Here is a 24,460-nt window from a genome sequence, read left to right on the forward strand (position 1 = left end):
GCACCCAACAACCAACAAAAGAAGAGACTAATATGTCAAAAATGAGATTTTTTGCTTTGCAAGAGCTCGCCAATCGTCGCCCTCTTGAAGTCATCACCCCTTCAAACAAGTTGTCCGATTACTACGGCAGCCACGTTTTCGACCGTAAAAAGATGCAGGAATACCTGCCTAAAGAAGCTTTCAAAGCCGTTACAGACGCTATTGAAAAAGGCACTCCCATCAGCCGGGAAATGGCCGACTTAATAGCAAACGGAATGAAAAGCTGGGCCAAGTCCCTGAATGTTACTCACTACACGCATTGGTTCCAACCCCTGACGGACGGAACAGCCGAAAAACATGACGGCTTCATCGAGTTCGGAGAAGACGGAGATGTCATTGAACGTTTTTCCGGGAAATTGCTTATCCAGCAGGAACCGGACGCCTCTTCTTTCCCCAACGGTGGTATCCGTAATACATTCGAAGCACGCGGATATACGGCATGGGACGTGTCTTCACCGGCCTTCGTCGTGGAAACCACGCTTTGTATTCCAACCATTTTCATCTCTTATACCGGTGAGGCGCTGGACTATAAAACTCCCTTGCTCAAAGCACTCGCAGCAGTAGACAAAGCAGCGACGGACGTCTGCCAGCTTTTTGACAAAAACATAACACGCGTATATACCAATTTGGGCTGGGAACAGGAATATTTCCTCGTAGACTCCGCACTCTACAACGCACGTCCGGATTTATGTCTGACAGGACGTACATTAATGGGGCACTCGTCAGCCAAAGACCAACAGTTGGAAGACCACTATTTCGGTTCTATCCCACCACGTGTGACAGCTTTTATGAAAGAGCTGGAAATAGAATGCCACAAACTGGGCATCCCCGTCAAAACACGCCACAACGAGGTAGCCCCCAACCAATTTGAGTTGGCTCCCATCTTTGAAAACGCCAATCTCGCCAATGACCACAACCAGTTGGTTATGGACTTGATGAAACGCATTGCCCGCAAACACAACTTCGCCGTACTACTGCACGAGAAACCATACAGCGGCGTGAACGGTTCGGGTAAACACAACAACTGGTCGCTTTGCACTGATACGGGAATAAATCTCTTTGCTCCGGGGAAAAACCCGAAAGGTAATATGTTATTCCTTACATTCCTTGTGAATGTACTGATGATGGTATATAAAAACCAAGACCTGCTTCGCGCTTCCATTGCAAGTGCGGGAAACAGCTATCGTCTGGGTGCCAATGAAGCTCCTCCCGCTATTTTGTCCATTTTTTTGGGTAAGCAATTATCTTCTATCCTCGACGAAATAGCCCGTCAGGTAAGCAACAGCAAAATGACAGCCGAAGAAAAGACGACTCTTAAACTGGGTATCGGACGTATTCCTGAGATACTATTGGATACGACAGACCGTAACCGTACCTCCCCCTTCGCTTTCACCGGCAATCGCTTTGAGTTCCGCGCCGCCGGCTCATCTGCCAACTGCGCAGCTGCCATGATTGCCATCAATGCAGCAATGGCCAATCAGCTGAACGAGTTCAAAGTTTCCATTGAAAAACTAATGGAAGAAGGTGTCGGCAAGGATGAAGCCATCTTCCGCATATTGAAAGAAACCATCATCGCTTCCGAACCTATCCGGTTTGAAGGAGACGGTTATTCCGAGCAATGGAAACAAGAAGCTGCCACCCGCGGATTGACAAACATCTGCCATGTGCCGGAAGCCCTGATGCGCTATATGGACAATCAAGCCCGCTCCGTACTTATCGGTGAACGTATCTTCAATGAAACTGAATTAGCCTGTCGCCTTGAAGTAGAGTTAGAAAAATACACCATGAAGGTGCAAATTGAAAGCCGTGTTTTGGGCGACCTTGCCATTAACCATATCGTTCCGACTGCGGTCATTTATCAGAACCGCTTACTGGAAAATCTGCGAGGACTACGCGAGATATTCCCCCCCGAAGAATATGAAATTCTTAGCGCTGACCGCAAAGAACTGATACGTGAAATATCTCACCGCGTGACAGCTATCAAGATGCAGGTACGCGAAATGACGGAAGCACGCAAAGTAGCCAATCATATGGACAATTATAAAGACAAAGCCTTTGCATACGAAGAAACTGTACGTCCGTATCTGGAAAGTATTCGTGAACATATTGACAATCTTGAAATGGAAATAGACGATGAGATATGGCCATTGCCGAAATACAGGGAACTGTTATTCACTAAATGATAATTTAGCGGCTTTGCCGCTAAATTAATTATGAATGATGAATTGGCGGTACTGTCATGCCGAATAACAATTCATCATTCATAAGCCCTTTATTGCAATTTTTTGATACAAATGTGCCGTTTTTAATTTTTTCTTTTTACATTTGTGCTGTACAACACAGTTTTGCAGCATTTATGGTAAAAATAAACTTATCTGATATTAATGTTCCGGAGTTGATTCCCGATATATGGTCACCCCTGAATGAAGAACAGCGAGAATTCCTCGCTAACCATTTTACGCTCCAGAATTATAAAAAGAACGAGATTATTCATTGTGAAGGTGAGACACCCACTAATCTGATGTGTCTACTAAATGGAAAAGTCAAAATCTATAAAGATGGTGTAGGCGGAAGAAGCCAGATTATCCGAATGATTAAGCCAACCGAATACTTTGGATACCGTCCTTATTTCGCAAAAGCGGATTATGTGACCGCAGCCTGCGCTTTTGAACCTTCACTGGTATGCCTGATACCAATGACAGCCATTATGACATTGTTATCACAAAACAATGAATTAGCTATGTTTTTTATCAGGCAATTATCCATAGACCTCGGCATTGCCGACGAGCGTACCGTAAACCTCACCCAAAAACATATTCGCGGACGTTTGGCTGAGTCTCTTATTTTCCTCAAAGAAAGTTATGGTTTGGAAGAAGACGGTTCTACATTAAGCATCTACTTGTCTCGTGAAGATTTGGCCAATCTTTCCAACATGACGACGTCCAATGCTATCCGTACGCTTTCACAGTTTGCAACGGAACGCCTGATTACCATTGACGGACGAAAGATTAAGATTATTGATGAAGAAAAACTGAAGAAGATAAGTAAAATAGGCTAAATGAAGAATTAAGAATGAAGAATTAAGAATTTAGGCTGCGCAATAATATTTGTTATACTACATTTATTTATTGCGCAGCCTAAATTCTTCATTCTTCATTTTAACTTAGCAAGAATCTCTCTGCCTCAATAGCTGCCATACACCCTGTAGCCGCTGCCGTAATGGCTTGACGATAGTGAGGATCGGCAACATCTCCTGCAGCAAAGACTCCGGGAACCTTTGTACGGGGAGTGCCGGGGTCTGTCAGAATATAACCTGTTTCATCCGTATCAACATAAGGTTTGAAAATATCAGAATTAGGCTTATGACCGATAGCCAAGAAGAAACCATCGATTGCCAAGTCGTAGCGTTGTTCATCCGGTTCACCCATACGTTTCACCAAGTGCACGCCTTCCACACCATTATCTCCGTACAGTCCTACCGCATTGTGTTCAAACAAGACTTCAATCTTCTCGTTGTTCATAACACGTTCCTGCATAATCTTGGAAGCACGTAAGAATGGCTTACGCACAATCAGATATACCTTGCTTGCCAAGCCTGCCAAATAAGAGGCTTCCTCACAAGCTGTATCTCCACCTCCAACTACTGCCACCACTTTCTTACGATAGAAGAAACCGTCGCAAGTAGCACAAGCGCTGACACCCATACCGGCATACTTTTTCTCGTCTTCCAATCCTAAATATTTGGCAGCCGCTCCGGTTGCAATGATAATGGTTTGCGCCTCGATAACCTTCTCTTCGTCAATAGTTATCTTATACGGAGCTTGACTCAAGTCGGCAGCCGTAGCCACACCGAAACGCAAATCTGTGCCGAAGCGCTCGGCCTGTTTACGCAAATCTTCCATCATCTGCGTACCGTTAATACCTTCCGGATAACCGGGGAAATTCTCAATATCGGTTGTGGTAGTCAACTGGCCACCGGGTTGCAAGCCCTCATACAGGACGGGAGAAAGGTTAGCACGCGCAGCATAAATAGCCGCTGTATATCCGGCAGGACCGGAACCTATAATTAAACATTTTACTTTTTCTGCTTCCATATTATTATTCTGTTATAAATAGTACATTTCATCATCTTAAATCAATTATTTCAGCCGTAGGATATGCTTTCTTATCAAATACAAAAAGGCCGTCATCATATTTTTTTCCTGTTTGATAGGAATTTATAAGCACCAATACTGCATCTTTACTCCCCCTCTGAACCATACTAAGCCTCAAAGGACGAAAAGAGCGTTTCTCTATATACAAGATAATACATTGTATATCTTGATCCCGTTTGGTAGCGGTCATCACTACTTTGTAGGTTGTATTATCCGAAGCATTACCTATTTTAGCCACTTTCAATTTATAGTCTTTCTTATAGAGGGACAACCATGCATAAGGATTAATACCCTGCAATTCTTCCGGAGTAGGTTCGGAAACATTGACTTCATCACTGGAAGCCAGATAACTCCATTGCGTACGTCCATCAAACCACGTCGTCATACCTTCTGTTTCCAACAGGAATTTGTCATCCTTCAGGCAAATGGAACCATTCGAGTTTCCTTCAGGTGCACGAACCGAAAAAGTCAGTTTTATCCCATTTTCTTTGCGGAAAGCATCCGCCACACGATCAAGTATATCTTTGGCATCCGACTGTTGCGCAGCTACGGGCAAAACCAAACCAAGCATCCAAAAAGTAAACAAAAAGCTTTTGATTTTCATGTAATTCAAACGTTGGTTTATTACAAATTGTTCAAACGCGCTTCCAAATCCGTTATGTCCGCACAGAACACTTCACGCGCCTTACTACCCTGTGCCGGACCTACAATTCCCGCTTTTTCCAACTGATCCATAATACGTCCCGCACGGTTATAACCAATAGCAAACTTACGCTGGATAAGTGAAGTGGAACCCTGCTGTTGATAAACAATCAGTTGGGCAGCGTCTTCAAACAATGGGTCAAGGCGCCCCATGTCCACATCACCCAAGTCACCGCCTGCGTTCTCGTCTACATACTCAGGCAGATAAAATGCCGTAGGATAACCTTGCTGACGGGCTATAAACTTCGTAATCTCCGCAACTTCCGGCGTATCAATAAATGCACACTGCACACGAACAGGATCTGCGCCTTGCAAGAACAGCATATCACCGCGACCTATCAACTGGTTGGCTCCCGGTCTGTCAAGGATAGTGCGGGAGTCCACCATAGCCGATACTCGGAAAGCAATACGTGCCGGGAAGTTAGCTTTAATCGTACCCGTAATAATATTTGTCGTAGGACGCTGTGTAGCGATAATCATGTGTATGCCAACGGCACGCGCCAACTGGGCGATACGGGCAATGGGCAATTCCACATCTTTACCGGCTGTCATAATCAGGTCACCGAACTCATCTATCACCACCACGATATACGGCATGAATTTATGTCCTTTTTCCGGATTCAGACGGCGATTGATAAACTTTTCATTGTATTCTTTAATATTACGTACATGTGCAGCCTTCAACAGATCGTAGCGTGTATCCATTTCAATACAGATAGAGTTCAAAGTCTGAACAACCTTGGTTACATCCGTTATTATGGCGTCCTCACCGTCGGGCAGTTTGGCAAGGAAATGATGTTCAATCACCGAATAGATACTGAATTCCACTTTCTTCGGGTCTACCAGCACGAACTTCAGTTCTGCGGGATGTTTCTTATATAACAAGGAAGTAATGATAGCATTCAGTCCTACAGACTTACCCTGACCGGTAGCACCGGCAACGAGCACGTGCGGCATTTTGCACAAATCCACCATAAAGACTTCATTGGTAATAGTCTTGCCCAGCGCAATCGGCAAATCGTACGTAGATTCCTGAAACTTCTTGCTGCCGATAATGCTCTGCCCGGAAACAATCTTCGGATTGGAGTTAGGAACTTCAATACCAATTGTTCCTTTTCCCGGTATCGGAGCAATGATACGGATGCCCAAGGCAGAAAGGCTAAGAGCAATATCATCTTCCAAACCGCGTATCTTAGAAATACGGACACCTTGTTCCGGTGTTATTTCATACAACGTCACCGTAGGACCAACCGTAGCCTTAATAGTACTGATTTCGATGCCGAAGCTACGCAGTGTATTGATAATCTTATCCTTATTAGCGTTTTGTTCTGCCATATCAATCGTAGGTTCGGCATTATCATAATGCTTCATCAAATCGATTGTAGGATAATGATAGTTTTCCAAATCAAGACAAGGATTATACGGTTCTATCTCCGGACCGCGATATTCTTCATCTTCCACTGTTTCCACTTCAAAAACAGGTTCATTGCTTCCTTGCTGCACCGAAGGCGGAATGGCGGAAGTTATATCCGGAGACGGAGTTTCAATCGTCATCAGTACTTCGCCTTCCTCATTGGCTGTTGTGGCTTTATCCTTTGCCACTTCTCCTAAATCGAGCGTTATCTCATGGCTATCCTCATCATCCTCTTCCTCTTTACCGGATTCATCCGGTTTCTGAGCTGGTCCCTCTTTTTCCACATCAGAGGATGTTTCAGCCACAGTCTGCGGCTTCTTTCCTTTCACTGTCCAAGAGTCCGTAAACTCTTCCGGCGCTTCACCGGATTCGCTTTCTTTCTTTTCATTATGTTTCAGAAAGCTAAGGCTAAAGAGTTTCCTCAACCAGATTACAGTACGTGCGCTCAGATAAATAAGGAAACAGATGGCAGTAACCAGCAATATCATCCATACACCCGGTACCCCAACCTGAGACACCAGCCAATTGCTGACATTATACCCATGCATACCGCCCAAATAAAGGAAAGAGTCTTTATATTGGTCCACAAACACGAAACCAAAGAATACCGAGAACCAGACCAACAGCAACGAGCATCCAATAAACCACTTCCACAAACGTACCACACGGACACGCATCAGTTTTAATCCAGCCACGGCCAAGAATACCAAAATAAAGAAAGATGATATGCCAAAGCATTCGTTTATTAAATAACTGGCAAGCTGTGCCCCACGTGAACCGGCATAGTTCTTCACCCCATTATGCGTAGAAATCAAATCCTGCGTATTACCGGAATCTATAATACTTTGATCCGCCGCTCCTGTAAAGAAGAAAGACGAAAAGGCCAGCAACAGGTAAACCGAAAAGATTACCAGTATCAGACCGACAACAAAATGGACGGTTTCATTCTTTAAAACAGCGGCTATCTTTCCGAAAAGAGAAAGAGAGCGTTCCGTATCTTTGATTGTATTTTTCTTGACCATAAAATCTATTCCGCTAATATCCGTATAATGACGCAAAAGTAACAAAAAAAAGCTTATGCAGTAATGCTTTCAAACCTTTTTCGTACCTTTGCGTTTCAAATCAAGAAGATATGAAAAAAGAAAGTCAAGTGATATTCGACCGTAATGTTGTGGAATTCGTAACCGTAGCTGCCGAGTTCTGCAAGTTCTTGGAACAGACGGAAACCATGAAACGTTCCGTCTTCGTCGATACATCCTTAAAAATACTTCCTTTGCTTTATCTCAAAGCTTCCATGCTACCCAAGTGCGAAACGATAGGCGATGAAGCCCTCGAGACATTTGTAACAGAGGAAACGTACGAAATACTCCGCATGAATCTGGCAGGTATTCTCGCCGAGAAAGACGACTACCTTGATGTATTTGTATCGGACATGAAATACAGTGACCAACCTATCACAAGAAACATTTCCGAAGACTTGGCCGACATCTATCAAGACATCAGAGACTTTATCTTCGTATTCCAGCTGGGGCTTAATGAAACAATGAACGACTCGCTCGCCGTCTGCCAAGAACATTTTACCCTATACTGGGGACAAAAGTTAGTGAATACTTTGCGTGCCCTGCATGACGTAAGATACAACCAACCGGAAGAGGAAGACAATAAAGAGGAAGAGGAATAAACTGTAAACTATGATTATCAAAAGAAGTATAGATAAAGAAGAAGTAAAGGAAATGCCCAAAGCTGTCTTTCCGGGGGAGATACATATAGTACAAACCCCTCAGGAGGCAGAACGTGCGGTGGCTTATTTAAAAAGATGTTCCATACTGGGCATTGACAGCGAGACACGCCCTTCCTTCACCAAGGGGCAATCTCACAAGGTAGCCTTACTGCAAATTTCATCGGAAGAGCACTGTTTCCTTTTCCGTCTCAATCTCACCGGGCTGACTCTTCCGATTATCATGCTGCTCGAAAATCCCGGCGTAACCAAAGTCGGTCTCTCCTTGCGTGACGACTTCATGATGCTGCACAAACGTGCCCCATTTGAACAACGCGCCTGTGTCGAGTTACAAGAATATGTCCGCACATTCGGTATCCAAGATAAAAGCCTGCAAAAAATCTATGCGATTCTTTTTAATGAAAAGATATCAAAAAGCCAGCGTCTGTCTAATTGGGAAGCCGAAGCGCTGACACCGTCCCAACAGCAATATGCAGCCACCGATGCGTGGGCTTGCCTAAACATATACAACCGGTTGCAGGAACTGAAGCGTACCGGTGATTTTGAAATGGCAACCGAAGAGAGTTGCCACACAACCACATTATAGCATTACCACATCTTAATTATAATTTATGTATAAAGTATATCTAAAGTCCGGCAAAGAAGAATCATTAAAACGTTTCCACCCTTGGATATTTTCCGGTGCTATTGCACATTTCGACGGAGAGCCAGAAGAAGGAGAAGTTGTCGAAATCTATACATCCAAGAAAGAATTTATAGCTAAAGGACATTTTCAGATTGGCAGTATTGCTGTTCGCGTACTTAGCTTCCGTCAAGATGAAACCATCGATACCGACTTTTGGAAACGTAAGCTTAGTATAGCCTACGATATGCGACGCAGCATTGGCATTGCCGAGAGCCCCACCAACAACACTTACCGTCTGGTACATGGTGAGGGGGACAACCTGCCCGGACTCGTGATTGACATCTATGCCCGTACAGCCGTTATGCAGGCACATTCCGCCGGTATGCACCTCGACCGTATGGCAATAGCCGATGCATTAACCGAGGTTATGGGTGATAAGATTGACAATATCTACTATAAATCCGAAACAACTCTCCCATTCAAAGCCGACCTTTATCCGGAAAATGGCTTTCTGAAAGGTGGAAGCACCGATAATATTGCTATGGAATACGGCTTAAAATTCCATATCGACTGGTTGAAAGGTCAGAAAACAGGTTTCTTTGTGGACCAACGAGAAAACCGTTCATTGCTGGAACGCTATGCCAATGGTCGCAGCGTACTGAATATGTTCTGCTATACCGGTGGATTCTCGGTCTATGCCATGCGCGGCAATGCCAAACTCGTACATTCCGTAGACAGCTCAGCCAAGGCCATTGACCTGACGAATAAGAATATTGAATTGAATTTCCCCGGTGATAGCCGCCATGCCGCCTATGCAGAAGATGCCTTTAAGTACCTTGACCGCATGGGCGACCAATACGACCTTATCGTTCTGGACCCGCCGGCATTTGCCAAGCACCGCGACGCATTGCGCAATGCCCTGCAAGGATACCGCAAACTGAACGTCAAGGCTTTTGAGAAAATCAAACCGGGTGGCATACTTTTCACTTTCTCTTGTTCGCAAGCCGTCAGCAAAGAGAATTTCCGTACAGCTGTATTCACCGCAGCTGCCATGTCCGGTCGCAGCGTACGCATTCTGCACCAACTGACGCAACCTGCCGACCATCCCGTAAGCATCTACCACCCCGAAGGAGAATACCTGAAAGGGCTTGTTTTATATGTAGAATAAACACCAAAATATTAAATCATGTTAATACAAAGAAGAAAAACATCAAAGCATTATGTTGTATAACATAAAACCCATTATCTTTGCACTGTGTTTTTCATGGTATTAGATTTAAGGTTAATAAAGATTGGCTGTCTGGGATAGATAGCCTTCTTTTTTTATATACACTTCTTGTTTTTCTGCCTGTTGCGTCGTACATTTGCACCTATTACACAATTCAACAATATTCAAAAAAGCTAATATTATGAGCATCAAATTCCGACTCACAGCTATGCAGTTTCTCCAATTCTTTATTTGGGGAGCATGGCTTATCTCATTAGGCGGCTATATGGGCGGTACATTACATTTTGAAGGCGGCCAGATTGGCGCAATCTTTGCAACCATGGGAATCGCTTCGCTTATCATGCCCGGACTCATGGGAATTATCGCCGACAAATGGGTAAATGCCGAACGTCTTTACGGCATACTCCATCTTATCGGTGCCGGTGCTCTGATTTATGCATCCACTGCCACTACATACAGTCATATGTATTGGGCAATGCTACTCAATATGCTTGTATATATGCCCACACTGTCATTGGCCAATACAGTTTCGTACAATGCACTGGAACAATATAAACTCGACCTGATAAAAGACTTCCCACCGATACGGGTATGGGGAACGGTAGGTTTCATTTGCGCCATGTGGGCTGTAGACCTTACCGGATTCAAAACTGGTCCCGCACAACTCTATGTAGCGGCTATTTCAGCAATCATCTTAGGACTTTATGCCTTTTCTCTTCCCGGTTGCCCACCAGCCCGCAGTGAAGGAAAAACGATGCTCTCCGCTTTTGGACTTGATGCATTGGTACTTTTCAAACGTAAGAAGATGGCAATTTTCTTCTTGTTCTCCATGTTGTTAGGTGCAGCGCTGCAAATTACAAATACTTATGGAGACTTATTCTTAAGTTCGTTTGCTTCTATTCCTCAATATGCAGACTCTTTCGGAGTAAAGCACTCTGTAATTTTACTCTCCATTTCCCAAATGAGCGAGACGTTATTCATTCTCGCTATTCCGTTCTTCCTGAAACATTTCGGAATAAAACGTGTTATGCTCATCAGTATGTTTGCCTGGGTATTCCGTTTCGGATTGTTTGGTTTAGGAGACCCTGGCAGCGGGTTGTGGATGCTAATCCTTTCCATGATTGTATATGGCATGGCTTTTGACTTTTTCAATGTCTCTGGTTCACTATTCACTGAAATGGAAGCCCATCCAAGTATTCGTGCCAGCGCACAGGGGCTCTTTTTTATGATGACAAACGGATTGGGAGCAATCATAGGCGGATATGCCAGTGGTGCCGTAGTAGACGCATTCTCTGTATATGCTCCCGGTGGCGGTTTGATAAGTCGTGAGTGGACGCCTGTATGGCTCATATTCGCAGGTTATGCCTTAGTTATTGGAATATTATTCGGAATCGTATTCCGTTATAAGCATACTACGGAAAAAGAAACCGACAAGGTGGTAGAATAATAGAATGAACAAAAAGAAGATTGAACTGCAAGTATTGAATATTTCAAATAGCCAGGCGCAGGTTGGTGCCTATGCTATGGTATTGGGCGAAGTAAATGGCCCACGACAGTTGCCGGTCATTATTGGCAGTGCCGAAGCACAATCCATGATGATTGAGATGAGAGGTATTATTCCGCCCCGCCCGCTAACACATACACTGTTTGCTTCCATCCTCAAAGCACTGGGAATTAATTTATTGCGTGTACTCATCTATAAAGTAGACAATGGAGTGTTCTATTGCTATCTCTACATGAAGGCAGAAGAAACAATCCTTCGTATTGATGCACGTACCAGCGATGCCGTGGCCCTTGCCTTGCGCATGAATGCTCCAATCTTCATATACGATGACATACTGGAAGCCGAATGCCTGAAAACAGAACATAGCATCACTATAAATGAGAACGGGGACAATACAGGCAATACTGCACCCCAAAAGACTTTGGAGCAGTTGAAAGTCGCCCTTCAAAAAGCCATAGACGAGGAAGATTACGAACGCGCCGCCCAACTGAGGGACATTATCAATCAACACAAAAAACAATAAACAATCATGCATGTATTCTATACTCCCGACATACAATTGCAAGCCGAGTTGCCCGAAGAAGAAGCCGCTCATGCTATCCGCGTATTAAGATTACAAACCGGTGACGAAGTAATGCTAACCGATGGTAAAGGGTACTTCTATCGCGCAGAAATTGGTACTGCAACGAATAAGCGCTGTCTTGTCAACATACTCGAAACCATTCACCAAGAACCATTATGGAACGGGCATCTGCACATCGCAATGGCTCCCACCAAGAACATGGATCGTACGGAGTGGTTTGCGGAGAAAGCTACTGAAATAGGTTTTGATGAACTCACTTTTCTTAACTGCCGTTTCTCAGAGCGCAAAATAATCAAGACCGAACGTATTGCTAAAATACTGATTTCCGCCATCAAGCAATCCCTAAAAGCACGCTTGCCACAACTGAATGAAATGACTGATTTTAATAAATTCGTCAGCCAGCCTTTCAAAGGCCGCAAATTCATTGCACATTGCTATGAAGGCAACAAACCTTTATTGAAAGATATTATCCGGAAAGGAGAAGACGCATTGGTACTGATTGGACCGGAAGGTGACTTCAGCGAAGAAGAAGTGAAAAAAGCCATTGAAAACGGTTTCGAGCCTATTAGTCTTGGACGTTCCCGATTGCGTACTGAAACGGCAGCGCTTGTAGCCTGCCATATATTGAACTTACAAAATCAATAATACGATATGAAAAAAAGTATTTTCTTCTATTTACTCCCCGTCCTGCTGATAGTGCTGTGTCTGGGTTCATGTAATGAAACTGCCCCAAAAACAGAATATACCCATGTAATCCCTGCCAATGCCACTGAAGTAGCGGCACTCAACATAAAGAGCATTATCAATAAAGCCGGACTGAACCATTCAGACAACCAAGCCGCCTTGCAAAAACTGTTGGGCCTGCTTCTCGAAAGCAAGAATACCAACCTGAAAAAAGAAGTGGAAACCTTGCTGAATAATCCCGCAGAAAGTGGAATAGACTGGAACGCTCCGGTTTACCTATTCGAGGCTCCTACCCTGCACAACACAGCAATCACCTTAAAGATTACCGATCTGGAAAAGTTTGAAGCCATACTTAAAATACTTGTTCAAGAACAACTATGCACCGCTCCGGTAAAAGCCAAAGGTTATCAGAGTACCGAAATAAAAGATGCCGGAATACTGCTTGCCTACAATAACGGTACGCTGCTCGGAGTGTATGGTGGCAGTTCGGAACAACTACAGAAATTACAACCGGCTATCACCGCCCTTATGCAGCAAACCGCAGACAAGAGCATCCATACAAATAAATATTTTACTCCGATGATGCAGCAAAAGGGAGATATACGTTTGTTGGCAACTCCCGATGCTCTTCCAATGGATGTTCGCGGTGTGCTGAACTGGCCGCACGGCACACAACTGCTGGGTTATGTACTGTTTGAGAATGGACGCATATACGCCACTTTACAAAGTGCCGACTTCAAAGGAGATACCAAAGAAAACAACCAGCCATTCCACCCCAAAAACTCACGAGAGTTACAGCAAGCCATGATGAGCATGATACACGGAAGGCCTTTCAATATCTCATTGACCAGCGATGAGCTGCTCACATTGAGCAATCTCCGCGTGCTTATGGAATATGCATCAGACGAACCGGAAATCAATATCCTCTATCAGTTAATCATGAAAATTGAAGAATTGAACCTGCGGGGAGACAAGAACCGGACAAACTTCACAATTGTTCTGAGCGAAAAGAACGAGAATGCCCTAAAACAACTAGTTGACTTTGCCAAGTTATTTGCAGGAATGTAATTAGCGGCCAGCGTTTAGTGATTAGTGTTCAGCACACTTAATGCGTAATTAATAATTTGTAATTAATGAACCACATTCATTTACAACAAACCCTGCCTCAGGTCTTTGCCGACCGTGACACCATTACTTCACAGATATGGCATCAAGACATCGTTTTCAGCAAGGGGAAACGTTATTTGATAGAAGCAGGCTCAGGGACCGGAAAATCGTCTTTATGCAGTTATATCTACGGGTATCGCCGCGACTATCAGGGTATCATCAATTTTGACGAACAAAACATCCGTTCATTCTCTGTTGACGAATGGACAGATATACGAAAAAATTCGCTCAGTATCCTTTTTCAGGAACTCCGTATCTTTCCGGAACTGACCGCTCTCGAGAATATCCTATTAAAGAATCGCTTGACCAACTACAAGAAGAAAAAAGAAATTCTCGCTCTTTTTGAAGCAATCGGCATTCCCGATAAAATCAATGAAAGAGCCGGTAAACTTTCTTTTGGGCAACAGCAACGTGTCGCTTTTATCCGTAGCCTTTGCCAACCGTTTGACTTTATCTTCTTGGACGAACCTATCAGCCATTTAGATGATGAAAACAGTGCCATAATGGGACGTTTACTCATAGAAGAAGCCGAAGAACAAGGTGCCGGAATTATTGTAACATCCATTGGAAAGCACTTGGAGCTTAAGTACGATGAAACCCTCCGTCTATAATCCATAAATCATAATTCAAAATCATGAACAAACTTGTTTGGAAACTTCTCCGCCAACATATCAGTGTAGGTCAGCTGACCGGATTTTTCCTCGCCAACCTCTTTGGTATGATGATTGTATTACTGAGCATACAATTCTATCGGGACACACTCCCTATCTTTACGCAGGGAGACAGCTTCATGAAGAAGAATTACATCATCGCCACCAAAAGAATCAGTACACTCGGCAGCTTTACCGGAAAAAGCAATACTTTCTCCCCAAAAGAAATCGAGGAGATGAAAGAGCAACCTTTCACCGAAAGCGTGGGAGCTTTCACCCCCTCCTTATTCAAAGTGTCCGCTGGCTTGGGAATGCAGGAAGCCGGAATACACCTTTCCACCGAAATGTTTTTTGAGTCTGTACCCGACGAGTATGTAGATGTAAATCTGGACAAATGGCACTTTGATGAAACCTCTCCGATTATACCTATTATCATCCCCCGTAATTACCTGAATCTATATAACTTCGGTTTTGCACAAAGCCGAAGCCTGCCTAAGCTCTCCGAAGGCCTCATGAATCTGATACAAATGGATATCATGTTACGGGGCAACGGACGTACAGAACAATTCAAAGGCAAGATTGTAGGCTTCTCCAACCGCCTGAATACAATTCTTGTCCCACAAACATTTATGGACTGGGCAAACAAGAGTTTTGCTCCCGGCAAAGAAGCCCAACCTTCCCGCCTCATCGTTGAAGTAAAGAACCCTACCGACACAGCCATCAGCAACTATTTCCAACAGAACCGTTACGAAACCGAAGGCGATAGTCTGGATGCCGGAAAAACGACTTATTTCCTGCGTCTCATTACCGGTATTGTCATAGGAGTAGGATTATTCATCAGCATTTTATCCTTTTACATCCTGATGCTAAGCATTTTCTTACTGTTACAAAAGAATACCGTAAAACTGGAGAACCTGCTTCTGATAGGATACAGCCCGAACCGCGTAGCACTTCCCTACAATATTCTGACAATCGTTTTGAATCTGTCAGTATTGTTATTGTCTGTCAGCGGGGTAGCATGGATACGCAGTTACTATACAGAAATTATCAGCACGATCTTTCCACAATTGGAAACAGAATCGTTGCTTCCATGTTGGATAACAGGCAGTGTTCTGTTCCTCGTAGTATCTTTACTGAACGTTATGATGATACATAAAAAAGTTACGAGCATTTGGAAAGGAAGAAAGGCATAAGCCAACCTGACCGCTGATGTAACAGATTCATTTCTTACACTCTAACCATACATTCGTTAGATATAATCCCCTATCATCAGCTTCATTTTGTATTTTTACAAGTAATAAAACCTCGTTTTCCAATTGCGGGCCGAAGAGCCTCCAACTGCGGGCCCGGCAGCACGCAACTGCCAACCGGAGAGCCCGCAGTTGGAAAACGAGGTTTAGTTACAAGCATATCGGCATTTTGCCATAGCCATATCGACATTTACAATGAGGCTAACGGAGAAATGTTATTGTACTTTCACATTAGCAACAAATTCATTTATAACGAATTCTTTCAAATCTCTCATTTTCTCTCCGTTGATACTGATATTTTCAAAGATTATATCCTTCACCATACCGTCCGGGCTTAATCCCTGAATCAGCGAACGATTCTCACCAACACCTGTATAGGTGATATTACGGAATGTGACGCCTTCGATGCCGCTGCCGGGTTGTCTGTCGTACTTAGGATTGAAACGTACTTTGACATAGAAAAGGCGACCTTCCTGAATACTCTCTACACGGACATCCTCGAACAGGACGTTACGTACCCGGTTTTTATCACCACAGTCTACTGCCATACATCCCTGATACATCGGATCATCCTCATCGTGTTCCAAAATATCAATATTACGGAAAGTCAGGTTCTCAATAACCTCGCCCGTCGACGAGTCCGGATTTCCATGACCTCCTACATTAACAGGGTGCGCAACATCCGCCCATAAAACAGAGTTCTGTACGGTAATATCGCTCGAACCGCCCCACCAATTCCAACGATGATTATAGAGCGCGACACAATCATCGCTTGTACGCAGGAAAACGTTATCAACAAAGACCTTACGACAACACATCAGGTCAATGCCGTCACTCCAGCCTCTACAACTAAAAGTTTTCAAGTTACGGATTACTATCTCCGAAGAACCGCCGCCGAACACCGTATAATGTTCGGGGTTTACAACCGTAATTCCATCAATCAACACATTTTTGGAATCGGTTATTTCAATGCCGCGGACAGGATGGTCTAATATTCCGCGACCTATAATACGCACATTCTCAGCATTATCTACCAGAAGTTTAGCTTTCAACACTGCACCCGGAGCCAAATAGGCTGTAGTATTGCTTGGTATGCGTATCTGATTATTGGGCAAATCTTTCGGACGATGTACACCCGGACCAAAGAACATAATGCCTTTTGCTTCCTTTGAGTAGACCTCTTCTTCCATAGGATTAGCGAAAAGATGCAAATTGTGCAAACGGTCTCCGTCAAACTCAATTGAAAGGTTTTGAGGCTTATCCAAAGTGAAAAAGACAGTATTCTGTACTTGCCTGTAAACTACCTTATTATTCAAGGGGCGGATGGCAACCTCACGCACTGTACCATTATTCTTTTTTACCATTACTTCTACCGGACTCCCCATATCAAACTGCACCATAGAAGCATCTTGCGGCTTATCCAAATCTACCTGTACTTTATATTCAAACAAGTCCTGCCACTCTCCACCGGGTATACGGACACGCACCGTATAGTCATCATTGTGAGGCAGTCCTGTATGTAATCCCTCCGGATAGGTTTTCAACTGTGCCAGTACAACTACGCCGTAATTTATCAGTACAAACAATATGAATAATAGTTTCCGTTTCATTGCATATCTCTGTCTATAACTTTGTCTTCTCCGTCACGCTCTTTTCTATCTTATACGTTTTTCCGTTCAATGTGATGGTGCAAGCACCCGAAGCCGTACAGTACCATCCGTCCGCTCCTTTTTCAAGCAATACGCTCACCGGAACATTCGCCTTGACAACCACTGCAGGAGTTTGCAACAGCGTACCATTCCCTAAAAAGAGTGTACAATCTTCTCCTTTCCGATTACTCCACAAAGCGTAGGTGGCCGAGGCTTTCATGCCATTGTTCATCGAACAAAGATGCGCCGCACTGTCTGAAGACAGGATATAGTCGGTGCGCCCGCTTTTCTGTGTTACACAAATTCCAACATGGCTGCCCGGCTGTCCGCACTTCACTTCCGGAAAAGTAACGGAGGTAATCTGTTCGGCTTCTTTCACTGTTGAAGGTTCATAAACCGCCACGAAAGGACGATTCCATGCTTCTCCTTCCTGACGGGCAACAAAGGTTAATGTGGGCTGCTCCTTAATATTGTAAGGCATACCCGGAGTACGGCTAAGCCCCTCTGTCATAGGACTAAGAGCTGAAAACACCGTGCGGTTTTCCTCTCCTTTCATCCACATATTCATTCGGATATCATCTTTATCGGGCATCTTAATTGTAAAGACGGCCTTTACATCTTCGCCTGTCCGGGCACACTTCTTGTCGAACAGATAAGAATAGGCATACAGATGGGCCCCGGCAAATGCAAGTTCCTCAGTAGGCCTCAGGTTTAAATCTGTGCCGTCGGCAGCAGTCAAGGTCATCTCTTGTCCCAGATTATGATAGAAATAATCGTGCATCTTGTCTCCGCCAAGCTCTTTGCGGCTACGGAAAACATCTATATAGTAGCCCGTTTCGGGACCGGTGGTGACAATACTCATCATACGTATCTGGTCTGCACGGCTTTCCGGTTCACGGAAATAGACATCACTATACGTAACGGAAGGGAACTTATCTTTCACCGCCACAGCTGCAGAAGATGCCGGAAAACAGGAAAGCAATTCGAACGAATGGTTGCTCTTCATCACCGGATAGCTGGAAATACCGTCTACGCATACAGTGTTGTGACTGGGAAACTGAGAGTAGTATTCAGCATAATCCAATCCGCTGTAAAGGTACAAGCCGATGCCGGCATCAGGCCCCAACACATACCCTTTGCCATAAAGTTCCATTGAAATGCCGTTGGCGTGCATATGATTGCCCTCACTGGCATTCAAAGATATCATCAGGCTATTGCGTGGATTCATGCCATTACGTTGTACCAGCCACGACACGTTTGGAGCGTAGAACAAAGGAGACACATAATCTTCTATTTTACCGGCATTGACATCCGACCTTAGTTCCAAGGGTTTATCGTCGAAAAAAGCATTGACGGAAACACGTACCTTTTCTTTCGCCGTATTCTTGCCGGCATCAGGATTAAGGCATTTCAGCAAAGCGGTGAAATACTTCTCCTGTTCTTCTTTGCCATTGGCTTGGGCGTTTTCAATCATCCGGACAACGGGCGTGGTTTTCAGATACCCCGGATGTGTATCTCCAAAACCGCATATCATTCTGTTGGGAAACAAATACTGGGGAGTAGCTGCAACAGCCTTGGGAAGTACCGGTAATTCTTTCGTTAAGTCACAATGCAAATTACGGTCGAAGATGTTCGTAAAATTAGCATAGTCATTCATAACTACGCCACTATAACCGGGACATTCCGCCCAAATGCCCGTATGAGGGTCGTACCCGTAGTCGGCAAGTTTTTTCAAACTCCACTGGCGGATACTGGATTGGTTGAGCACATAGTCTATATAATAGCCTCGCCCTTTGCCATCGGCATAATGGTTATCATCTTCGAGCACTATGCCAATGTCCATGATATAGCGCGCCTGCATCAGATTCCAATTATTATGGGGTACTCCATTGGCTATGATGTTGTCCGCCCACTTCTTGAAAGCTCCGGCATAGATATTCATCTTATCGGCATAGTGAACGGCCAGATACCCATGCAGGAAATCATAAAGAGGAACAATCTCATAAAGAATATCTTCATGGATTACTTCAAACGAACTCATGCCAACCAGTGTCTGCTGATGACCATAATTTGCATCAACAGGGACATTGCGATAATAGATGCCCTGCATATAGGTGTCGAACACTCCGGCAGCCAACCGGGCATATTGTTCTTCATCGGTCAGCCAATAAAGAAAAGCTGCATCACGGGCAATTCCCATAATCTCACGATTCAAGCTTTCAATGTTACGCCCTGTCTTGGAAGGATGGACTTTCTCCAAAGGGCGACCGGGTAGAGAGTTGTTATGGAAAGTAATATTACCGTCTTTATCATCGTCATAAGGAACGATATCCGCCAGTTTGGGGCGACCATGGGTGGCAAATGTGCCGCGTGTCCCGGTAAAACGCACCGTAGGAACGGGTGCCTTCGCTCCACCGGCATGGTCGAAACTTTCACCTTTTATATATACATCGGTGGCGTGCGAGTTCCAGTACATGGCAAGACGTGACAAGAGCCAGTCCGGTTGCGCCTCTGTCAGCCGGGTATAGGTATCCGTCTTTTCTTTCAGCTTATTGAAGACCTCTCTTGCCCATGATTCATTCTTAATCAAGTCACGGGTGACCTGCTTCCCATCGGCAGTCGTCAGATAGCGGGGATGCTCCCGGGAAAGTTTCAGAGTACGGGTATCAATTTGTGCTTGTAATGCTGTAACTGCCGATAACAGTAATAGTAATATAGCTTTTCTCATCTTGTAATCGTTTTGAAAAGGAATACGCACAACTCGCCTTTCACACTCAATAACCAAGAGATTTTTAGCATCCCTCCTATTCCAGAACAGAACTATCTATGCTGGCTCATATACTCTTTCGGTGACATTCCGTATTTCTCACGGAAAGAACTGGAAAAATGAGACAGATTAGTATATCCTGTAGCATAAGCAATCTCCGAAATAGTAAGCTTTTGGTCTTGTGCCAATAGAGCGGCCGCCTGCTGTAAACGTATATTCTTAATAAAATCGCGGGTAGAAAGATTGGTCAGTTCCTTCAACTTACGATGCACGTGTACACGGCTTAATCCTACTTCGGAAGCAAGCATTTCAACGTTCAGCGCAGGGTCGTCCAAATGCTCGTTCACCACCTTCATAATCTTACCCATCAATATCTCGTCACTGGACTTCATGGTGATTTTTTCCATCTTATCCTCTTGCTGCTGTGCCCCGCTGAATTTATTACGCAATAATTTGCGGTTGGCAATCAGATTGGCGATAGTCTTTCTCAATAACTCTGTATTGAATGGCTTCACCATATAAGCATCTGCCCCTGTTTCCATTCCTTCCAACGTATCTTCCGGCTTGGATTTGGCTGTCAGTAAGATTACGGGGACATGGTTCACGTTCGTGTTCAACTTTATCTTGCGACACAGAGTCAACCCGTCCATTTCAGGCATCATAACGTCCGAAATAACCAAGTCGGGGGTATCACGCAGAACCAAATCATACGCTTCCTTACCGTTACTGCAAGTTTCGACTTTATACTCATCTGATAATTCTGCTTTCAGGTATGCCTTAATCTCGTCCTCGTCTTCCACAACCAATACCCGCAAGCGTGTCTTTGCCTTAATAGCGGCCTTAGGCTCTTCCTCTTCTTCTATTAACTCTTCTTCCAGTTTCGCTAAAACAGGTTTATCTACAGTGTGGTATATCACGTTTTCCGCATCCACCGTTTCCAACTCATCGGTACGCAAGTGAGCCGACCCTAATGGTATGCGTATGATAAAGCGGCTGCCGGGAGCATCCTCTCTATTTTCTGCAAGTATTTCGCCATGATGCAATTGAACCAACGAACGGGATAAATGCAAACCAATACCGGTACCAAAATTAGACTTCGTTACATCATTATCTATCTGATAGAAGCGTTCGAAGATTCGTTCTATCTTATTTCGGTCAATACCGATGCCACTATCTGTTATGGCAATCTCAAAGTACTCGCGTAGTGCGTCCTTACGCGCCATGTCATGACCGGTTGCCAGACTGACCTGTATCTCGCCCTCTTCCGGAGTATATTTAAAAGCATTAGATAGAATATTCATCAGTACTTTATCAAAATTATTCAAGTCTATCCATACCTTCAGTTGAGGCATCATATGCTCAAAAGTAAAATGAATATTCTTTTTACGCGCCATATACTCAAATGTCTGCATCAGGTCATCGATGAATCCCACCATATCGGTCTCACGAAATTTCAGAAACATCTGCCCTTTGTCTAACTTACGGATATCCATCAACTGATTAATCAGCCGAAGGATGCGCTGAGAATTACGATAAATCATTAAGTATGTCTTATGTAACTCTGAGTCTTTCTTATCCGCCAACAATTTTTCCAGAGGATTAATAATAAGCGTCATAGGAGTTCTTATCTCATGAGAAATGTTGATAAAGAACTGTAACTTCGCTTCATTGAGCTGCTCTGCATGTTCACGCTTCATGATTTCACGACGATGCCGCATACGCGATAAGATATAGTTGACAATACCCAACACCAACAATCCAAACAAAGCTGCATAAAAACAATACGCCCACCATGTTTGATACCAGGGAGGGGTTATCAGAATCTTGATTGTACGCACTTCCGAGTAATTGCCATAATTAAGTGCGCGTACCCGGAAAGTATATTTACCGGGCGGCAAATTATTATAGGTCACACGATTTACTCCCGGTTCTGTACTAAGCCACTGAGAGCCTAATTCATCAATTTTATATTGGTAAGATATCTGCTCAGGGTTGTTGTACTGCAATGTGGAAAAGATAATGCTGAATGTATTATCCAAATAAGACAACCGGAACAGATTGGCTTCTTGCACCGATGTATGGATTATGGGGTCTCCGTTTGAAAGACTGTTTTTATGTATCGGCTGATTAAATACGTAAAAGTCCGTTATCCATACATTCGTTTCTTTGGAGGTATTTCCTATGCTTCCGGGAGAGAAACAAGTGATACCGTTGATACCACCAAAATATATCTTTCCATTCTTGTCCGTATAGAAAGCGCCGTGCATAAATTCATTGCCCTGCAAACCATCTCCCGAATAGTAATTAATAAAACGGTTATTTTGTACATCATACCGGCTGATTCCCATATAAGTGCTAATCCAAATATCATGCCGGAAGTCTTCACTAAGCCCGCATATCACATTGTTTGGCAATCCGTTTGCCATTGCAAACCTTTCCAACTCATTCGTTGTCTTATCAAAACTGTACAACCCATCCGTAGTACCGGCCCAAATCTTACCCGAATGGTCCTCTTGAATAACATACCCCACACATCCGGAAATCAAAGTGTTGACCTTTTTATAATTAATAAAACTCTCCGTTGACGGATTAAAACAACTTACTCCTTTATAATGTCCCAACCATATCAGCCCTTCACTATCACAAAATATATAATTCACCCAATCGTTGACAAGCTCATTCCGCTTCAAGTCATCGGTTTCATCTTTAGAAGATTCATAATGTTTTAACTTTCCGGTCTTCAAGTTATATTGATAAAAGCCGGAACCTAATGTCCCGATATATAGATTCTTCTGTTTGTCTTCAGTTATCGAAAATATTTTTTCATTATCAATAGGTAAAGAATAGTCACATTCTCCGGTTTTCCGATTAAACCTTGCAACTCCCCGCGTATAAGAACCAAGCCATAAGTTCTTATCCGTATCCTCATAAATACACATTATCGTATTAGCAACAGAATGGGCGGAACTCCCCGGCTGATAGTGTCTCAACCTCTTCCCGTTTGCATCCAACTCGTATATACCTTCATTATCTGCACCAACCCATAAATGACCGTTACTGTCTTGAAAAATAGACATAACACAGCCTTGTCCTATAGGATTATAGTAAATAGACTTGCTACCATAATATTCAAAAGGATTATCTTGTTTCGGTATCAAGACTACCCCTTTTTGAAATAGCCCTAACCACAAATTCTTATCCTTATCTTCCAACACTGTATGAATCTTTCCTTCCGAAAAGTCCATTGGGGCAGAATTAATAGTATAGTCTTCCAACTGTTCTTTTGCAGAATTATACATTTTCAGTCCCTGCCCGTCAGTACCAACCAGCAATTGCCCGCTCACCAATGACATACAATAAACGGACAGTGGACCGTCTCCTGTATAAGGAACCGGAATAAAGTTGTTTTCCTGCCTATTGTAACGTGACAGACCTTGCTTCTGAGTCCCTACAAAAAGATTCCCTTCCTTATCTTCTATTATGGCGGCAACATTATTGTCATTGAGGGTTGGATATTTAAATACACGCACTTCTTTCGTTGCAGGCATATAACAAATCAGGCCGTTTCCATACGTTCCTATCCAAATATTATAATAAGAATCTTCATAAAAACAAGATTGAAAATTGTAATTCGACTGCTTTAAAAGATTATCTACAGAAACTGCCTGCTTTTGCTGTTCATCCAAACGAAACATTCCCTGCCCGGTAGTTGTCATCCAGATTTCTCCATTATGCAATTCCTGCATCTGCGTTATATGTGGAAAAACCCGCTTACCCGCACGAAACATTGGAATCTCCAAAAAACTATCCGTTTCACGATCATACTTCATTAACCCATCAATACACCCCACCAGCAGATTACGTCGACTATCCTCAAACAAAGTACGTACATAATTATTCCTGATAGAAGATGAATCAGCTGAAATATGCCGGTAATTGGTGAAGCGCAAACCATCAAACTTATTTAACCCATATTCAGTTGTGACCCAAATAAAGCCTTGTTTATCCTGAAATATCTGATTAATTAAGCTACTGGATAAGCCCATATCTGTAGTATACACTTTTCCCGTCTGTGCTTCACTGTATTGAGCTATACAACACAAACATACTACAAGTACTTTCCAAACGCATCTTTTCATAGTCTTTCTTTTTTATTAGATACAAAAGTCTGACAAAGATAAACAAAAAGCAGGTTTATTCGATACATATGTAACTTTTGTGATAAAAAAACTTCATGGCTCCACCGTAAAAAAGAATTAATTTTAATTATTTTTATTGCAAAAAAAATCCATTTACAACCACCACG

General features: G+C 43.5%; 17 protein-coding genes. 11 read left to right on the top strand and 6 right to left on the bottom strand.

Going from position 1 to position 24,460, the window contains the following annotated elements; genetic code table 11:
- Positions 1-32 precede the first annotated feature (32 nt).
- Together KG118_RS00470 and KG118_RS00475 are read left to right on the top strand one after the other, a co-directional pair.
- Positions 33-2,222 (top strand): glutamine synthetase III family protein, encoded by a 2,190-nt coding sequence (locus tag KG118_RS00470; protein WP_117712912.1) that lies wholly within the window; start codon positions 33-35, stop codon positions 2,220-2,222.
- Between the two features lie 173 nt (positions 2,223-2,395).
- Positions 2,396-3,097, top strand: coding sequence for a Crp/Fnr family transcriptional regulator (locus tag KG118_RS00475; protein WP_117712913.1), 702 nt, complete (start codon positions 2,396-2,398; stop codon positions 3,095-3,097).
- Positions 3,098-3,197: 100 nt separating this feature from the next.
- Here the strand turns inward: KG118_RS00475 and trxB are convergent, their stop codons facing one another.
- From trxB to KG118_RS00490, 3 genes are read right to left on the bottom strand one after another with little or no spacing between them, the layout of a single operon-like run.
- Positions 3,198-4,133 (bottom strand): thioredoxin-disulfide reductase, encoded by a 936-nt coding sequence (trxB, locus tag KG118_RS00480; RefSeq protein ID WP_117712914.1) that lies wholly within the window; start codon positions 4,131-4,133, stop codon positions 3,198-3,200.
- 31 nt (positions 4,134-4,164) lie between these two features.
- Complete coding sequence (locus KG118_RS00485; protein ID WP_117712915.1) at positions 4,165-4,797, bottom strand: LolA-like putative outer membrane lipoprotein chaperone; 633 nt, start codon at positions 4,795-4,797, stop codon at positions 4,165-4,167.
- 20 nt (positions 4,798-4,817) lie between these two features.
- A complete protein-coding gene (locus KG118_RS00490; RefSeq protein ID WP_117712916.1) occupies positions 4,818-7,331 on the bottom strand; it encodes an FtsK/SpoIIIE family DNA translocase in 2,514 nt (837 codons plus the stop codon).
- Positions 7,332-7,441: 110 nt separating this feature from the next.
- On the opposite strand from KG118_RS00490, the gene KG118_RS00495 reads away from it, so the two are divergent.
- The 9 genes from KG118_RS00495 (at position 7,442) to KG118_RS00535 (ending at position 15,681) form a co-directional block, all read left to right on the top strand.
- Positions 7,442-7,990: a DUF5063 domain-containing protein gene (locus KG118_RS00495; RefSeq protein WP_117712917.1), complete on the top strand. Its 549-nt coding sequence runs from the start codon at positions 7,442-7,444 to the stop codon at positions 7,988-7,990.
- A 10-nt stretch (positions 7,991-8,000) separates the two neighbouring features.
- Positions 8,001-8,633 (top strand): 3'-5' exonuclease, encoded by a 633-nt coding sequence (locus KG118_RS00500; RefSeq protein WP_117712918.1) that lies wholly within the window; start codon positions 8,001-8,003, stop codon positions 8,631-8,633.
- A gap of 25 nt (positions 8,634-8,658) precedes the next feature.
- A complete protein-coding gene (locus KG118_RS00505; protein WP_117712919.1) occupies positions 8,659-9,840 on the top strand; it encodes a class I SAM-dependent rRNA methyltransferase in 1,182 nt (393 codons plus the stop codon).
- 241 nt (positions 9,841-10,081) lie between these two features.
- Complete coding sequence (locus KG118_RS00510) at positions 10,082-11,347, top strand: nucleoside permease (RefSeq protein ID WP_117712920.1); 1,266 nt, start codon at positions 10,082-10,084, stop codon at positions 11,345-11,347.
- Positions 11,348-11,351: 4 nt separating this feature from the next.
- The gene (locus tag KG118_RS00515; protein ID WP_117712921.1) at positions 11,352-11,927 is read left to right on the top strand and encodes a bifunctional nuclease domain-containing protein; all 576 of its coding nucleotides are present in this window, start codon (positions 11,352-11,354) and stop codon (positions 11,925-11,927) included.
- A 6-nt stretch (positions 11,928-11,933) separates the two neighbouring features.
- Positions 11,934-12,632: a 16S rRNA (uracil(1498)-N(3))-methyltransferase gene (locus KG118_RS00520; RefSeq protein ID WP_117712922.1), complete on the top strand. Its 699-nt coding sequence runs from the start codon at positions 11,934-11,936 to the stop codon at positions 12,630-12,632.
- A gap of 6 nt (positions 12,633-12,638) precedes the next feature.
- Positions 12,639-13,739, top strand: coding sequence for a DUF4836 family protein (locus KG118_RS00525; RefSeq protein ID WP_117712923.1), 1,101 nt, complete (start codon positions 12,639-12,641; stop codon positions 13,737-13,739).
- Positions 13,740-13,804: 65 nt separating this feature from the next.
- Complete coding sequence (locus KG118_RS00530; RefSeq protein WP_117712924.1) at positions 13,805-14,449, top strand: ATP-binding cassette domain-containing protein; 645 nt, start codon at positions 13,805-13,807, stop codon at positions 14,447-14,449.
- Between the two features lie 23 nt (positions 14,450-14,472).
- Complete coding sequence (locus KG118_RS00535; RefSeq protein ID WP_117712925.1) at positions 14,473-15,681, top strand: ABC transporter permease; 1,209 nt, start codon at positions 14,473-14,475, stop codon at positions 15,679-15,681.
- A gap of 272 nt (positions 15,682-15,953) precedes the next feature.
- On the opposite strand, the gene KG118_RS00540 is transcribed toward KG118_RS00535, so the two are convergent.
- The 3 genes from KG118_RS00540 to KG118_RS00550 form a co-directional block, all read right to left on the bottom strand.
- Entirely contained in the window at positions 15,954-17,348 is a 1,395-nt protein-coding gene (locus tag KG118_RS00540; RefSeq protein ID WP_117712926.1) for a glycosyl hydrolase family 28 protein, read from the bottom strand.
- A 13-nt stretch (positions 17,349-17,361) separates the two neighbouring features.
- Complete coding sequence (locus KG118_RS00545) at positions 17,362-20,115, bottom strand: heparinase II/III domain-containing protein (RefSeq protein ID WP_117712927.1); 2,754 nt, start codon at positions 20,113-20,115, stop codon at positions 17,362-17,364.
- Between the two features lie 92 nt (positions 20,116-20,207).
- Positions 20,208-24,293 carry a hybrid sensor histidine kinase/response regulator transcription factor gene (locus KG118_RS00550; protein WP_117712928.1) on the bottom strand — a complete coding sequence of 1,362 codons (4,086 nt, stop codon included), beginning with the start codon at positions 24,291-24,293 and terminating at the stop codon, positions 20,208-20,210.
- Positions 24,294-24,460: the final 167 nt, after the last annotated feature.

The sequence above is a fragment of the Bacteroides propionicigenes genome, from assembly GCF_018390535.1.
GTDB classification, from domain to species: domain Bacteria; phylum Bacteroidota; class Bacteroidia; order Bacteroidales; family Bacteroidaceae; genus Bacteroides; species Bacteroides propionicigenes.